The organism is Mesorhizobium sp. WSM4821 (assembly GCF_055901555.1).
Window position 1 is genome coordinate 3675127 of record NZ_CM148371.1, and the last position, 17123, is coordinate 3692249.

Here is a 17123-nt window from a genome sequence, read left to right on the forward strand (position 1 = left end):
GCCTGCCGGCACCTTCTCCCCGTGAAGGACGGGGAGAAGGGGATTGGCCGCAACGCTGGCGACTCCCTCTTCCCGTTCTTCACGGGGAGGGCGTAAGGGTGAGGGGCGGCGCGATGGGTCGTCGTTAGCCTCAGCCAACCAGTTTGCGGCCCTCTTCATGGTTACGGCGCCTTGACCTCCATCATCCCAGTCGCGGTGCGGGCCGAATATTGCGGCCGGTACATGTCCTCCACCGTTGCCGCGGGATGGGCATAGCTGCCTGGCGTCACCGCGCGCACGACATAGGCGAGCGTGATGTTGCGGTCACCGTCGCCATCGTTGGGATTGAAGGCCGCGACGAAACGGTCGTCGCGGAATTCGAGATGGGCGGCGTCGGTCTGGGCCAGCCAGGAGAAGTTCGACAACTGGGCGCTGGAAACCAGGCCCGGATTGTCGATCTCGAAGCCGGCCGGCAGCAAATCGGTGACCACCAGCCGCGAAGGCCATTTGTTCTGCTCGTAGACATTGAGCACGACGACATAGCGTCCGTTCTGGGTCGCCTCCGTGACGTTGGCTTCGGTGCCGTCGAGCTTGTAGTAGGTGCGGCCGATGGTGAAGCCGTTGCCGCTGGCCGGCAGAGGCTGGATCGGCGAGGCCACGGTGGTGACAACTGCCTGCAGCGGGTTGCTGCCGGTGTTGGCGACGGTCAGCGGGCTGCCGGCCAGGTCGCTGCCGGCGATCTGGTCCGAATAGGCGCCAGCATGCGGCGCGCCATTGATGGTCAGCGCGATCGCAGCATTGCCGGCCTTCAGCGCGCGGGCCGCCAGCAGCATCCAGGACTCGTCCTGCGTGCTGGTCCATCGGACGGCGGCGCGTTCCTTCGTTACCAGCTTGATCAGCGCCGGCACGACCGTCGGCACCGGCTTCGATTCCGCAGCCAGCGCCAGCATCGCCGCCCCGTCACGCAGCGGCGAGCCATAGTCGGACCTGTAGTAGTCGTATGCGGAGGTCGACTGGGCCAGTTGCAGGGCGGCCTGGAAGGTGGCTTCCGAGCGCTGCGTGTCACCGTAAAGCGCCAGGCCCGCCGCCAACTGGGCGACGGCCATCGGACTCGTAAAGGCTTCGAGCTGGGTGTCGGCATAGTAGCGCAGATCGCCGATCGAGGCCTTCTTGTTGCGGGCCAGCACATAGAGCGCATATGCGATCTCGCTGCCGCGATCCTGGACGTCCTGATCGTAGCCGATCGAGTTCTGCAGATTGCTCAGCGCCTGGTTCATCGCCTGTGCCGGCACGTCGTATTTCTGCTCGCGCGCCCGGGTCAGGAAATCGGTGACGTAGGCGTCGAGCCACAAATCGCCGGAGCCCGGACCCCACAGGCCGAAACTGCCGACCGACGCCTGATAGCTCAGCACTTTGTAGATGGCGTCCTGGATGCGGCCGTGCAGGTCGGGATCGCTAGCCATGCCGATGCCCGACGCCATGTCGTTGACATAGAGGAGCGGCATGGCGCGGCTGGTGGTCTGTTCGGCGCAGCCATAGGGATAACGGTCGAGCGTCATCAGGAGCGACGGCACGTCGAAGGCCGCCGCCTGTGAAACGCCGACGCTGACCGAAGCGCCGTCGAGCAGGCTTGCCGCCAGCAGCTCCTTGTCGACGCGCAGCGAGCCGCCATTGCCCTTGAGGTCGACGACCATGCGGGTGGTTACCGGCAATTGCGCCGGGCGCACCGGAACATGGAGCGTCTGCTCGACGGCGGTGCCGTCGGCATGGGCGAGCTTGATGGTGATCGAGGCGTTGCCCGGCGCCTCGGCCATCAGCGGCACGGTCAGCGTCTGCCGCTTGCCCTTGGCGAGCGTCAGCTTTTCGGGCAGGGCGGCACTGCCGGTCGAAAGATCGCCGGTGGTGTCTATCGACAATGCATAGTCGCCGTCCGGACCGTCCGTGTCGCTGACGTCGAGCCGCATGACGGCCGAATCGCCGGGCGCCAGGAAGCGCGGCAGGCCGGCGGTGATCACCACCGGATCGCGCACGATCACGTCGGACTGGGCATGGCCGACGGCGTCCCTGGTCCAGGCGACGGCCATGACGCGCACGGTGCCGTTGAACTGCGGGATGTCGAAGTCGATCCGCGCCTTGCCGTCGGCGTCGAGCTGGACCGGACCGGAGAAGAAGGCGACCAGTCTTTCGGTCGGCGGGTTGCCTTGCGACTGTATGTTGGCGCCGTCGCCGCCGGTGCGCAGCTTGCCGGTCGTGCCCAGCGAGCCGTCGATCAGGCGGCCGTAGAGGTCGCGCACTTCAAGGCCGAGCATGCGCTGGCCGAAGAACCAGGTCTCCGGATCCGGCACCTTGTAGTTGGTGAGGTTGAGGATGCCGACATCGACGGCCGCGACCATGACATAGGCGTTGGCGCTCGGCTGTACGCCGGCCACCGAGACAGGGATCGACAGCTGCTGGCGCGGCATGGTCTTGTCCGGCGGCGTCAAGGCGACGGCGAGCTTCTTCGAACCCGGGTCGACCTTCAGCCATTTGACGCCGATGGCCCGCGCCGGCATGCGCGTTTCCTGCGCATCACCCGGCCTGAACAGCGTTGCCGTGACATAGGCGCCGGCGCCCCAATCGCCCGCGACCGGGATGTCGATGGTGCTGCCGCCGGCCGGCACGCTGGCGGTGAGGGTCGTCAAGAGCTTGTCGGCGCCGATGGTGACGAGCAACTCGCCGGCAAAATGCGGCGACACTTTGAGCTTGGCCACTTCGCCTGCCGCATAAGTGTCCTTGTCGAGGGCAATCTCGAGGCCGTCAGGTGTTTCGGTGGTGGTGGAGCTGACATACCAGCCGGCGTCGAACTCGTAGCTGGTTGCCGGGCCTTCCGGATCCGATGTCTCGATCTCGAGCCGGTAGCGGCCCCAGTCGACCGGTAACGAGACGGTGGCTTCGCCGTCGGCGGTCATGTCGACCTGTCCGTTGGCCACGGATTTGGTGAAAGTGACCGGCTCATAGTTCCAGGAATTGCTCGAGCGGTACCATTGGTAATTGCGTTCGACCTTGACCAGCGACCATTGCGCGCCCTGCAGCGCCTCGCGGTTGCCGTCGGGGTCGACGGCGATCAGGCTGAACTTCGCCGTGCCGCCTTGCGGCACCTCGTCACCGTCGAAATCCGGGCGGATGCCGATCATGTGGCCCTGCGGCCGGATGCTGATGTTGAGCGAGCGCTCGACGGCGCGGCCGCCGGTCTCGCGCATCCTGATCGTAACCTTGGCATCGACGAGCTTGGTGGTCGAAGGCAATTGGTCGACGGAAACCGGGAAGGTTGCCTTGCCGTCCTCGCCGACCACCGGCAGGCCGGCGAACGGCGTGACCGACGGTTCCGCCGACTGCTCGTCGGCGAGGCCGAAGGAATAGCCCTTGAAACGGTCCCAGTCGCGGGTGGTCGACAGCGTCAGCTCGCCTTCGAGCGCCAGCCCGGCGGCCGGCGCGCCATAAAGGAAGCGGCCGTCGACGGTGACGTTGGCGGCTTCGCCCTCTGCGATCTCCTGCTTGTCGGAGGCGAGGTCGAACTCGATGCGATCCGGCACGAAATCTTCGACCAGGAACATCTGGCTGGCGACCGCCGCCTGCTTGGGGTCGGTGTGGATCGCCACCGTCCAGGTGCCGCGCATGGCGTTGGATTCGAGCGGCAGGTCGACGGCATGGCCGCCGGCCGATGCGCCGTCGCTGACGATGCGGCGGTTCTCGACGCCGTCGGGGCGCGTGAAGATGAAGGTCAGCGGCAGGTTCTCGACCGCCTTGGCGGCGCCGTCGCGGGCAAGGGCTGCGACATGGACGTCCTCGCCGGCGCGGTAGATGCCGCGTTCGGTCCAGGCATAGACGTCGAGCGAGCCCGGGGCCGAACGCCCGGTGACGCCGCGGTCGGACAAGTCGAAGCCGGCGCGACCCATGTCGAGGAAGACGAAGTCGCTGTCGCCCTGCTTGGCCATCAGAACGGCCGGCACCATGCTGCCTTCGCCGCGCGTCAGGCCGGGGTTGAAGACGGCGTGGCCTTCCGCATCCGATGTCGCGGTGCCGAGGATTTCATTGTTCCTGGCGAGCAGCGTCAGTTCAGCACCGGCGATCGGCTTGGCGGTTCCGAGCGAACGGGCAAAGACGTTCAGCCCATCCTGTCCGGTATAGGTCGACAGGCCGATGTCGGAGACGACGAACCATTGCGTGGCGCGCGAATCATAGTCGTCGCCATTCTCGTCGACCGGTTGCGCTGTCAGCACATAGACGCCGGGTTTGCGCTGCGGCAGGGCTTCGTCGACCGGGAAGGAGGTGGTGACTTCCTTGTTGAGGGCGTTGGCGATGTCGAGCTGGCCTTCCCAGACCGGCTCGCCCATCTGATCGGTAATGTTGGAGATGTCGTAGCCGTCAAGCTGGCGCAGGAACTGGTAGCCGGACAGAAGCTGGGTCAACGAGCGGTCGCCGATGCGGTAGAGCTTCATTTCGGCGGCGTTCATGTTGACGGTGACGACCGGGATGCCACGGCGCGCGCCGGCAGGCAGCACGAAGCTGTCGCCGGTGAAACGGGCTGACGGGGCGCGGTCCTGCACATAGATCGACAGCACCACCGGGGCGGTGATCACCTCGCCGATGGCGGCCGGCAGGCCGGGACGGAAGGTCACGTCGTAATGCTGGCCGTGCTCGAGCCCTTCGACGCAGATCTGCCTGTCCTTGGCCTCGACACCCTTGGGGGCGGCGTTGTCGACGGTGACGAATTGCGAATAGTCGACGCCGGTCTTGACCAGATCCTCGGAAAACTGCGCGCAGATGCGCGGTGCGCTGGTGTCGGCTTCGACCGTGTGTTCGACCACGCGGAAACCCTTGCGCGCCTTCAAATCTTCATAGTCGGCCTTGACTGCCGGTGAATTGACCAGCGCGAGGCTCGCTTCGTAAGCCTGCAGGGCGAGCCGGGAGAGGTCGCGGCGATCGAGCGCGGCGCCGAGCAGCGCCAGCGCGTCGGCGCGCGTCCTGGTGGTGCGCAGCAATTTGTAAGCGTTGAAGCCGGCGGAGGTGGCGTTTGCCGGCAGGGTCGAGGCCTCGGCGCTGTTGGCGGCCGGCTGCACGGCGAGTGTTTCCCGCGCGAGTTCGAACCAGAGCTGGCCGTCGTCGGGCGATACCGAAACCAAGGCCTCGTACTTCTGCATAGCCGAGCGGTGGTCGCCCGTCTGCGACGCCTGTTCGGCCGCTTGCCTCAGCGCGGTCAGTCCTTCGGTGGGCTTGGTGTAGGCCGGATCCGCGAGCCTATTGCGGTATTGCTGGGCCTGGTCGGCCATCCAGGCGGGGAAGAAGGCGAGCTCCGGCGGCGCGCCGATATCGGGGTCGCCATCGATGTTGACGATCTTGCCGGCGACGGCGCCGTTGAAGGGTTTCAGCGCATTATAGTCGGATTTGAGAAAACACCACTTGGCCTTGGGATTGTAGGTGAAGGCGCGGCAGGCGGGATCGCCGAGACATGTCGTCTTGCACTGGTCGAGGCTGACGTTCTGGTCGGATCTGAGATCGAAACCGAAATAATCGGAATTGTCCGATGTCACCACCCGGCGCGCTTCGGCCGCTTGCGCGGCACTGCCCAGGGCGAAAAAGAGGAGCAAAAGGACCGACAGACCACGAGCCGCGCGCATTGCCATAACACCCTCCCGACACTGCTTACGCATCGGCCCGAAAATCGGAATCGATTTTCGGAAAGCACGATGCGTCACTTCAAAGTCCTAGAGCGTACTTTGTGCGTCCGAACGGACGCACGTCGCTCTAACGTCCAAACATGTTCAAGCTTCAGTCCAGCTTGTCAACACGACGACGCGGCAGGTTCCGCCTACCAACGGTTCCCTTTCCGGCCGATGACCGGTAGTACCTCCATAGGACAGGGATCACGCTTTCTTGCGGCGATGCAGAAGGTTGTGAATTCCAAGCCCTGTCCATTTCAGACAATTGGATTGTGGCTCCTTTACGAGCAATTCAGAAGTTCATTCCAATTTTAGCTTTGGGAGCTAGGGTAGAGTTGTAATGTTGGCGTATGAAAGGCAGATGTCGGGAGGAACCGCGCCACGGCGTGTGTTTTCGCACGCCCTGCTTTTGGCTTTGCTATGCTCGACTGCATTGGTTGCCGATACCGGAAATGTGGCCGCTTTCGAGATTTTCGGCATCAAGCTGTGGGGATCGTCGGAGGACGAAGACGCCGATATCGTCGATCCGCTGCGATATTCCGTGACGATCGAGGCGCCCGATGCCGACGAGGATCTCGTCAAGAAACTCGAAAACGCCTCGACGCTGAAGGCCGATGAAAGCCGTCCGGTCTCTGGCTCGCTCGGCCTGCTGGCCAAGGCGCGCGGCGACCGCGACCAGCTTATAGCCGCGCTCTACGCGGACGCCCGCTATGAGGGTGTCGTCACCATCACCATCGAAGGCAAGCCGCTCGACGAGCTGCCGCCCGATGCTGAATTTTCGGGTCCGCAGCCGATCCCGGTGGTGATCGGCGTTGCGACCGGGCCGAAATTCACGCTTGGAGACATCAGGCTGGAGGGTGATGCGGCGGGGCTGGCGAGCGCCGATTTCGGCCTGATCGCCGGCGGCGATGCCGCTTCCGGCGCTGTGCTCAAAGCCGAGGCGTCGATCGTGCGGGCGCTCAAGGAAGAGGGCAGGCCGCTGGCCAAGGTGACGGACCGCGAGATCGTCGCCGACCACGCAACCGCTACGCTCGACGTGACGCTGACGGTGGCGGCCGGACCGGTTGCTGGCTACGGCGAGACCACCGTCGAGGGCACCGAGAAGGTGGACCGCGATTTTACCGAATACATGACCGGCCTGAAGCGCGGCCGCCAATATTCACCGGAGGAGATCGACGACGCGCGCGACCGGCTGCTCGGGCTGGAAGTTTTCAACAGCGTGACTCTGAAGGAGGCGGACAGTCTCGACGCCGACGGCAACATCCCGATCGGCGTCGAGGTGAGCGAGCGCAAGCCGCGCTATTTTGGTCTTGGCGGCACCTTCTCCAACACCGAGGGGCTGGGCCTCGAAGGCTATTGGGGCCACCGCAATCTGTTCGGCCGTGCCGAAAAGCTGCGCATCGAGGGCAAGATCAGCGGCATCGGCAGCAACGAGCTGACCGAGCTCAACTACAATGCCGGCATCATGTTCGAAAAGCCTGGCGTGGTCGGGCCGGCTTCGAAATTCTTCGCCGGCGTCAAGACCGTGTTAGAGCATCCCGACGCCTACGACCATTTCTCGGTCAAGGGAAACACCGGCCTGTCCTATGAACTCGACAAGCAGCAGACGGTTTCCGCGGAAGTCGCGCTCGACTATTCGAAGATCGAGGATTCCTTCGGCAAGCACACCTATCTGATCGCCAGCGTTCCGCTGCAATATGTCTACGACAACCGCGACAACCGGCTGAACCCGACGAAGGGCTTCAGGGTGCTGGCCTACGTCGAGCCGAGCTACGACATTTTGAGTGGCGCGGCATTCGTCAAGCTGAGGGGCGAGGGATCGGCCTATCAGTCGCTCGACTCGGCTTCGAAGTTCGTTTTGGCCGAACGCGTCGCCATCGGCTCGATCGTTGGGGCCGGCCTTCAGGACGTTCCTGCCGACCGGCGCTTCTATGCCGGCGGCGGCGGTTCGGTGCGCGGCTACGCCTATCAGGGCATCGGTCCGAAGGACATCGACGATCAACCGATCGGCGGGCTCTCCTTGTTCGAGACATCGGTCGAGATGCGCATCGCCGTCACCGACACGATCGGCGTCGTGCCATTCGTTGACGCCGGCACGGTCTCGACAAAGGAATTCCCGGATTTTTCCGACATGAAGGTCGGCGCTGGCGTCGGCCTGCGCTATATTACGCCGTTCGGGCCGCTGCGCGTCGATGCGGCGGTGCCGCTCAATCGCGGTCCCGGTGACCCGCATTTCGGAATCTATGCCGGTATCGGCCAGGCGTTCTGATGACAATGTTCAAGCGCATCCTCCGCATTGTCCTTTACACGCTGCTCATCGCGGTGGCGGCGGTGGTCGGCGCGCTCGTCGTGCTGACCAAGACCGAGCACGGCCGCGACAATCTCGCCGGCATCATCTCGACCATGGCTTCGACCGATGACCAGAAGGTCACGGTCAGCGGCATCGACGGCATCTGGTCCGGCGCGCTGAGGCTCGACCATGTGGTGCTGGAAGATCGCCAGGGCGCCTGGTTGGTGGCCCGCAAGGTGGCCGTCGACTGGTCGCCGCTGGCGCTTCTGTCGAAAAACTTCAGCGCCGGCCGCATCGCCGCCGATCGCATCGAACTGGCGCGGCTGCCGGTGGCCGGCACGCAGCCGAGCGAAGGTGGCGCCACCACGCTGCCGGTGTCGCTCGACATCAAGCAGATAGACCTGCCCGAAATCGCGCTCGGGCAGGCGCTGGCCGGCAGCGGCATCGCCGAACTCGCAGCCAAGGGCTCGTTCAAGGCCGACGCGGCGCCATTGGCGCTCGAAACCAGCCTCAACATCACCCGCCACGACGGCAAGCAAGGCAAGGTCGACGCCAACATCCATTTCGCGCCTGCCGACAACAAGCTCGATCTCGATCTGAAGGCATCCGAGCCGGCCGGCGGCATCATCGCCAATCTGCTCAATTTGCCGGATGCGCCGCCGGTCGACATCGTCGTCACCGGCTCGGGGCCGGTCGCCAACTGGAGCGGCATCGGCACCTTCGTCGTCGACGGCCAGATCGTCACCCAGCTCACCGGCCGTCATCAGCTCACCGACAAGGGCAGCATGATAGAGGCCAAGGGCGATGGCGACTTCCAGCGCTTCATGCCCGACAATCTGAAGCCCTTGTTTGCGGGCAAGACCAGCTTCGACCTCGCCGGAACCGCGATCGACGCGGGCGGCGTCGATGTCGAGCGCGCCAGCATCGACAGCGATGCCGTGCATGGCACCGCCGCCGGTATTGTAGATCCCAACGGCGCCAGCGACCTTTCGGTGGAGCTCGCCGCCAAAGGCCCGCCGATCGTGCTCAGCCTCGGCACTGCGGCGCAGCCGGTCACCGTCGCGGTCACAGGCGCCACGGCCCGTGCGTTCGGCGGCGGCAAGGCGCCGATCGTCGACATCGGCGCATCCCTGGTCTCGGTGGTGGCAGGCGGCACGCGGCTGGACGATCTGGCGGCTGAAATCCATTCCGACGGCTTCGACATCCAGGACCGCAGCGGACCAGTGACCATCAAGGTTACGGCCGGCGGCCTGAACACCGACGTGGCGACACTGGCGCCGCTGGTGACCGGCAGGGTGACCGCTGATCTCGCCGGATCGGTCGGCAAGGACGAGATTGTCCTCGATCAAGGCACGCTGCGCAGCGACGCGCTCAATGCCTCGGTGACGGCCAAGGTGACGCTGGCCGATCTGGCGATGACGCTCAAGATGAACGCCGATGCCGTGTCGACGGCGCTGCCGCCGCAGATCCGCCCGGTGCTCGGTGAGCGCGTGACATTTTCGGCTACCGCGACGCGCGATCCGCAAGGCTCATTTGCCGCCAATGCGCTGCAATTCACTTCCGGCTCGCTCAGCGCCAGCGGCACCGCCAGCGCGACGGGCACCGACATCCAGGCCGACATCAAGGGCACGCTCGGCGACGTTTCGGTGCTGTCGCCCATGGTTGGCGTGCCGGTCGGCGGGGCCGTCGATTTCGCGCTGTCGGCGAGCGGCGCGCGCACGGCGCCGGATTTCTCGGTCTCGGCCGACAGCGACAGCCTGACGGCGTCGGGACGCACGGTAAAGCAGATCAAGCTGTCGGCGACCGGCAAGGCCGACATCGCCAATCCGGCCGCCGATGTCTCACTGACCGGGTCCGTGAACGATCAACCGCTCGATCTCCGGGCATCATTGGTCACAAGCGACGGAAAGCGTTCCCTCAACGGGCTCAGCCTGTCGCTCGCCGACAACAAGGTCTCGGGCGACCTCGTTCTCGACGACAGCTTGCTGCCGCTCGGCACGTTGACGCTCGAAGCGCCGGACATCGGCCCGCTGGCCGCGCTTGCCGGGCAGACGGCGGCAGGCGACGTGCAAGGCAGCATTCGCCTCTCGAACGATGGTGGCGCCCCGGCGGTCGCCATCGACATGACGAGCGCCTCGATTTCGCGCGGCGATCTGGCGGCGAAGACCATCGCCGTCAATGCGCTGGTCGCCAACTATTTCAAAGGCCCGGCGATCTCCGGCACGATTAAGGCCGATAACGTCACATCGGGGACCACCGTGATCAGCGGCATCGGCGTCGATTTGAAGCGCGACGGCGACTGGACCGGGTTTGCCGGCGGCGCCACCGTCGCCGGTATTCCGGCGACGGCTGCAGGCCGGGTGAAGATCGCCGACGGCACGACAAGCGTCGAGATCGCTTCGGGCGAAGCGACGGTCCGCGGCATCAAGGCGGCGATCGCGCAGCCATCCACCTTGAGCATCGCCAATGGCGCGACCAGCATCGACAGACTGGTGCTCGATGTCGGCGGCGGATCGGTGTCCCTGTCCGGCACCGCCGGCCAGACGCTCGACCTCGCGGCAGAGTTTTCCGCGTTGCCTGCCGCCCTTGCCAATGATTTTTCGCCTGGCCTCGACGCCGCGGGCACGCTCGGCGGGACGGCGCAAGTGACGGGACCGTCGGCTGTCCCCCACATTCGTTTCAACACGCAGCTCATCGGCGCCGAGACCAGCCAGACCCGCCAGGCGGGACTCGGGCCGCTCAACCTCGACGCGGCAGGCAGTTTCTCGTCCGCCGTCGGCATTGCCATCGACCAGGCGACGCTTGCCGGCGACAAGGTTTCCGGCAAGGCGACAGGCACGATCAATCCTAACGGCGCCAGCGATTTTACGCTCGACCTTGCCTCGACCGGCCCGAGCCTGCCGCTGGCGCTTGGCAGCAGCGAAAGCCCGATCAAGCTCGAGCTGCAGGCGCTATCGGTAAAGGCGACAGGCCAGGGAAGGCAGCCGAAGCTCGATATCTCCGTGACGCTGCCATCGGCGGCCGCCAAACTTGCCAACGCGGAAGGCATCACGCTTGCGCTGCATTCCGATGCCTTCGACGTGCGGAGCCGGACGGGGCCGATTTCAGGTACGGTGACGGCAGACAAGATCGGCTTGGACAATCCGACCATCGCGCCGCTGATCGCCGGAAAGATCACCGCCAAGGTTGCCGGCAGCCTTGCCACCGACACCCTCGTCATCGACAGCGGGTCGGTGACAGGCGACGCGCTGAACAGCGGCTTCAACGGAAAGGTCTCGCTGGCCGACGGCGCGATCGATCTCAACCTCAAGGCGGATGCGGCTTCCGCGGCGCTGCCGGCGGCAGCGCGCGGCGTGCTGGCGGAGCGGACGGAACTCAGTGCCGCACTGAAGCGCGACGCCAACGGCAATGTCACCGCCAACGCGATCAGGCTGGTGTCCGGCGCGTTGACCGCCGACGGGCAAGCCAGCCTTGCCGACAACAAACTCGCCGCCGACATCAAGGGCGCGCTGACCGACATCTCGCTTCTGTCCGGGGATGCCAAGGGCGCCGTCGCTTTCGCGCTGAACGCGCAAGGGCCCAGCACCGCGCCCGAACTGTCACTCACGGTGAACAGCGACCGGCTTTCGGTGGCCGAACGCGAGATCACCGGACTGAAGCTTACCGCCACCGGCAAGGCCGATACCGCCAACCCTGCGGCCAATGTGCAACTGACCGGAAATGTCGCGGGCCAAGCCCTGCAAGGCAGCGCAGTGCTGGCGACGTCCGACGGCAAGCGCGCCATCGACGGACTGTTGCTGTCGCTCGGCAAGAACCGGATATCGGGTGACCTCGCGCTCGATGAGGCCTTTGTGCCTGAAGGCACCGTGGCGCTCGACCTGCCCGATATCGGGCCGCTCGCGGCTCTTGCGCTGGAAAAGGCGGAAGGCGACGTGCGCGGCACTATTCGATTCTCGAAGACCGGCAACGCGCCTGAGGTCACCATCGAGGCTTCGACCGCTTCGATCTCGCGCGGCGACGTCTCGGCGAAGACGGTCACCATCGACGCGCTGATCGCCAATTACCTCGCCGCGCCGGTGATCTCCGGAAAAATCCGTGCCGATAGCGTCACCTCGGGCGGTACCGTCATCCGCGGCATCGACGTCGACCTCAAGCGTGACGGCGACTGGACCGGCTTTTCCGGCGGCGCCACCGTCAAGGACATTCCGGCCAGGGCCGCCGGCCGTGTCAGGATCGCCAACGGCACGACGACGATCGAGCTCGCTTCCGGCGAGGCGACCATGCGCGGCATCAAGGCGGCAATCGCCCAGGCGTCGACCATCACCATCGCCAACGGCACGACCAGCTTGGAGAGGCTCGCGCTCAATCTCGGTGGCGGCACGGCGACGGTTTCGGGCAAGGTCGGGCAGGCGCTCAATCTCAATGCGGCGCTGGCCCGGGTGCCGATCTCCCTCGCCAACAGTTTTTCGCCGGGTCTCGATGCCGCCGGCTCGATCTCGGGCACGGTGAAGGTGACGGGCGCGCCGGCCAATCCGGCCGTCGCCTTCAACATAGACGCCGCGGGCGTCCAGACGTCGCAGACCCGCGGCGCCGGTTTCGGCGGCATGGGGGTTTCGTCCTCCGGCACATATTCGGGCAACAAACTGGCCTTCGACGCCGACATAAGCGACGGAGCCGGCCTTGACCTCAAGGGTGGCGGGGCGGTGACGACATCAGGCGCGCCTACCCTTGATCTCGACTTTTCCGGCAAGGTGCCGTTCGCCTTCCTGACCCGGACACTCGCCGCGCAAGGCCTGTCGTTGAGCGGCACGGCCAATGTCAATGTGCAGGTGCGCGGCCCGGCGACGTCGCCGGTGATCTCAGGCACGGTCGGCACATCAGGCGCCCGTCTGGTCGATGCACGCTCGGGCCTTGCGATCAACGACATCGCCGCCGACGTCGCGATCGGCGGCGGCGTCGCCAGGATCAATCGCCTGACCGGCACGCTGTCGACGCGCGGCAGCCTGTCGGCCAGCGGCACGGTCGGCATCGACCCGGCGAAAGGTTTTCCGGCCGATCTGTCGGTCAAGCTCGTCGATGGCCGCTACACCGACGGCAGGGTGGTCACCGCCAATCTCGGCGGCGATCTAACCATCAAGGGGCCGCTCGCGTCCGCGCCGGTGATCTCGGGCACGATCAACCTGGCCAAGACCGTGATCACCGTTCCCGAAAAGCTGCCGGGCTCGCTGGCGGCGCTCGACGTCAAGCACAAGAACGCGCCGAGCGCCGTGCGCGCGCAGGACAAGGCCTTGCACCCGGCGACGGCGAGCGGCGGCAGTGGTGGCAGCGGCCTCAACCTCGATGTCACGGTCAACGCGCCGAGCCAGATTTTCATCCAGGGCAGGGGCCTCGATGCCGAGTTCGGCGGTTCGCTGCGCCTGACCGGCCCGGCCGCGTCGCCGCAAGCGGTCGGCACCTTCACCTTGCAGCGCGGACGGTTGTCGATCCTCGGCAAGCGGCTGACCTTCACCGAAGGCACGGTCGGCTTTTCGGGCTCTCTGGTGCCCTATCTCAACCTCACGGCGACATCGACGACGAGCAGCGCTACCGTCACCATCGTGGTGTCGGGCGAGGCGACCAATCCGAAATTCACCTTCTCGTCGGTGCCGGCCCTGCCGGAGGACGAGGTTCTGGCGCAGTTGATCTTCGGCCGTTCGATGTCGAACCTGTCGCCGCTGCAGATCGCGCAACTTGCGGAGGCCGCCGGGCAATTGGCCGGCGTCGGCGGTTCGACCTCGCTGCTTCAGAACCTGCGCAGCGCGATCGGCGTCGACGATCTCGACGTGATCACCGACGATGAGGGCGGTACCGCCGTCTCGGCGGGCAAATATCTGAACGACCGCACCTATGTGACGATCCAGAAGGGCGACAAGCCAGGTTCGGGCAGGGCGGCGATCGATTTCAATGTCGGACGCGGCGTCAAATTACGCGGCGAGGCCAGCGATGCCGGCGAAGCCAAGGGCGGCGTTTTCTATGAACGCGAATATTAAAGTCGGCCGCCGGCAGCACCGCATTGGCATGATGTTCGGGATCGGCTGGCGCTGTGCAGACATCGGTGAATGTCTCAGTTTAATCGATGCTGGAGATTCCGAAGAAATCTGCCGGGCAGTAGCAATTTTGCGCCAAGACTGTCGTTATCACGCGAACTGCTTCCCTTCCAAAGTTGCACATTCCTTGGCATGTTCCCAATCCGTGCCGTTTTTGACATCATGGCCCGGATGCGGAATGGTAAAAGGCAGAAAGCCAACAATGGGAGTTCATGATGACTATCTACAGTAGTAATGGCGATCGCGTTCCGGATCACATCCATGCAATGGCCGAGGAAGCCAGGGCCGGACGTGTCGATCGCCGCGAGTTTCTCGCCTTGGCCAGCGTCTTCGGGGCGTCCACGGCAATGGCCTATGGAATGCTCGGCCTCGCCGACCCGACGCCGGCGAGAGCGCAGGACGCGGAGGCCAAGAAGGGCGGCATACTGAAAGTCGCGATGTGGATCAAGGATCCGAAGGATCCGCGCAAGGCCGACTGGTCGGAAATCGCCAATGCCGAGCGCCAGGCGCTCGAGCCGCTGGTCAAGTACACAACCGAATACACGTTCCGCCCCTATTTGCTCGAAAGCTGGGACGTCAACGACGATGCCACCGAGTACACGCTGCATGTGCGCAAGGGCGTGACGTGGTCGAACGGCGATCCCTTCACCGCCGAGGACGTGATCTTCAACATTCGTCGCTGGGCCGACAAGAAGGCCGAGGGCAATTCCATGCCGGGCCGCCTCGGCACGCTTGTCAAGGATGACAAGCTGGACGAAAGCGCGGTGACCAAGGTCGACGATTTGACCGTGAAGCTGAAGCTCGGCACGCCTGATATCGCGCTCATTCCCAACATGTGCGACTATCCCGGCCTCATCGTCCACAAGACCTTCGACGAAAAGGGCGGCGACTTCAAAGCCTGCCCGATCGGCACCGGCCCGTTCGAACTGGTGTCCTACGATGTCGGCCAGAAAGTCGTCTACAAGCGCCGTGAAGACAACAAGTGGTGGGACGGCGAGGTCTTCCTCGACGGCATCGAGTTCATCGACTACGGCACGGATCCCGCGGCCACGGTCAGCGCCTTCGAATCGGGAGAGGTCCACACCAATTTCGAGACGTCGGCCGACTATGTGTCGATCCTCGACGGTGTCGACCTGGTCAAGTACGAGGTGGTCACCGCAGCAACCATCGTCTGCCGCACCAATGTGGCCAACAAGCCCTACGAGGACCAAAAGGTTCGCAATGCGCTGCAGCTCGCGGTGGACAACGCTGTCGTGCTCCAGCTGGGCAACGGCAATGCCGGCACTGTCGCCGAAAACCACCATGTCTGCCCGATCCATCCGGAATATTACGAGCTGCCGAAGATTGCCCGCGATCCGGCCAAGGCGAAGGCGCTGATGGAGGAAGCCGGTCAGGCGGATTTCGAGCACGAGCTGATCACGGTCGACGAAGACTGGCACAAGAATACCGGCGACGCGATCGCCGCGCAGATGCGCGACGCCGGCATCAAGGTGAAGCGCACGGTGCTGCCGGGTTCGACATTCTGGAACGACTGGACGAAGTATCCGCTGTCGATGACCAACTGGAACATGCGGCCGCTCGGCGTGCAGGTTCTGGCGATCGGCTACCGCACAGGAGAGGCCTGGAACGAAACAGCCTGGTCGAATCCCGAATGGGACGCCAAGCTCAACGCCGCGCTTTCGGTCGCCGACGCGGCCAAGCGCAAGGAGATGATGAAGGAGATCGAGCAGATCCTGCAGGATTCCGGCATCATCATCCAGCCCTACTGGCGTAAGCTCTACAGTCACTCGGTGGCTGCCGTTAAGAACTACGCCATGCACCCGACATACGAGCGCGATTACGGCAAGATCTGGCTCGACGAGGCCTGACCGGTCGAAGCAAACGGGGAGGGAGGGCGTTCGTCCCTCCCTCCTGTTTCGAACAGGATCCGCAAATTTGGGTCAGCGCAAAAGGCTGCTGACTTTTCGAGCTGATTCATGCGACAAATCAAGGGTTGACAGCACCTGACCCCAACCCAGCCGGCAGGGGGCCGCCATGCTTTCCTTCATCCTTCGACGGCTCGGCACGATGGCATTGACGATGCTGTGCCTGACGTTGGTCGTCTTCTTCCTGATCAATCTCGATCCCAATCTGAAAAAGCTGGCGATCAGCCAGACCGAAATGCACACCTCGGCCGAGCAACTCGAAAGCTGGCTGGTAAACCACGGCTACCGCCAGAATTTCTTCTCCCGCTACGGCCAATGGCTGGGTATCGTGCCCAAGCAGCCGGTGATCGACCCTGCGACGGGGGCGCCTACCAAGCGTTTCTCCTTCTGCAACGATCCAGTCGTGCCGACATTCTCCGGCGTCCTGCAAGGCGACTTCGGCTGCTCGACCAAGTTCAAGACCACAGTGGCGTCGAAGCTCTTTCCAGCACTTGGCGCCACCGGCATCCTGATGTTCTGGGTGCTTGTGGTGATGGTGCCGATCTCGTTGCTGATCGGCATCCTCGCCGGCATGCGCGAGGGCACGCGAACCGATCGGACGCTGTCCGTCGCCTCCATTGCCTCCACGGCGACGCCCGAATATGTGTCGGGTGTCATCTTCACCGTCATCTTCGCCTCCTGGCTCGGCTGGCTGAACGGATCGGCGGCTTCGGCCAGCCGGGGCATCACCTTCTACAACTTCACCTTGCCGGTGATGACGCTGGCGATCTACGGCATCGGCTACATCGCAAGAATGACCCGCGCCTCGATGGTCGAGGTGATGACGCAGCAATATATCCGCACCGCGCGGCTGAAGGGCCTTTCCTTCGGCAGCGTCGTGGTCAAGCATGCGCTGCGCAACGCCCTGATCGCGCCGTTCACCGTCATCATGCTGCAATTTCCCTGGCTGCTCACCGGCGTCGTCATCGTCGAGGTGATGTTCCGCTATCAGGGCTTCGGCTACACGTTGGTCGAGGCGGCCGGTAACAACGACATCGATCTTTTGCTCGGCTGCTCGCTGGTCTCGGTGTTCATCGTCCTGATCACGCAACTCATTTCCGATGTCGGCTACGCGTTTCTCAATCCGCGTATCAGAGTTCAATAG

Annotated in this window: 5 protein-coding genes; 4 read left to right on the top strand and 1 reads right to left on the bottom strand. The window is 64.6% G+C overall.

Annotated elements, in window-relative coordinates:
* Positions 1-161: 161 nt before the first annotated feature.
* A complete protein-coding gene (locus tag AC0NID_RS17860) occupies positions 162-5642 on the bottom strand; it encodes an alpha-2-macroglobulin family protein (protein ID WP_473455196.1) in 5481 nt (1826 codons plus the stop codon).
* 376 nt (positions 5643-6018) lie between these two features.
* Here AC0NID_RS17860 and AC0NID_RS17865 point away from each other — a divergent pair, with 376 nt between their 5' ends.
* The 4 genes from AC0NID_RS17865 (at position 6019) to AC0NID_RS17880 (ending at position 17123) form a co-directional block, all read left to right on the top strand.
* Entirely contained in the window at positions 6019-7947 is a 1929-nt protein-coding gene (locus AC0NID_RS17865; protein ID WP_473455195.1) for an autotransporter assembly complex protein TamA, read from the top strand.
* Positions 7947-13997: a translocation/assembly module TamB domain-containing protein gene (locus AC0NID_RS17870; protein WP_473455194.1), complete on the top strand. Its 6051-nt coding sequence runs from the start codon at positions 7947-7949 to the stop codon at positions 13995-13997. The genes AC0NID_RS17865 and AC0NID_RS17870 overlap by 1 nt, the downstream gene beginning before the upstream one ends.
* 272 nt (positions 13998-14269) lie before the next feature.
* On the top strand, positions 14270-15922 hold the full coding sequence (locus AC0NID_RS17875; RefSeq protein ID WP_473455193.1) for an ABC transporter substrate-binding protein: 1653 nt from the start codon (positions 14270-14272) through the stop codon (positions 15920-15922).
* A 166-nt stretch (positions 15923-16088) separates the two neighbouring features.
* On the top strand, positions 16089-17123 hold the full coding sequence (locus tag AC0NID_RS17880) for an ABC transporter permease (protein WP_473455192.1): 1035 nt from the start codon (positions 16089-16091) through the stop codon (positions 17121-17123).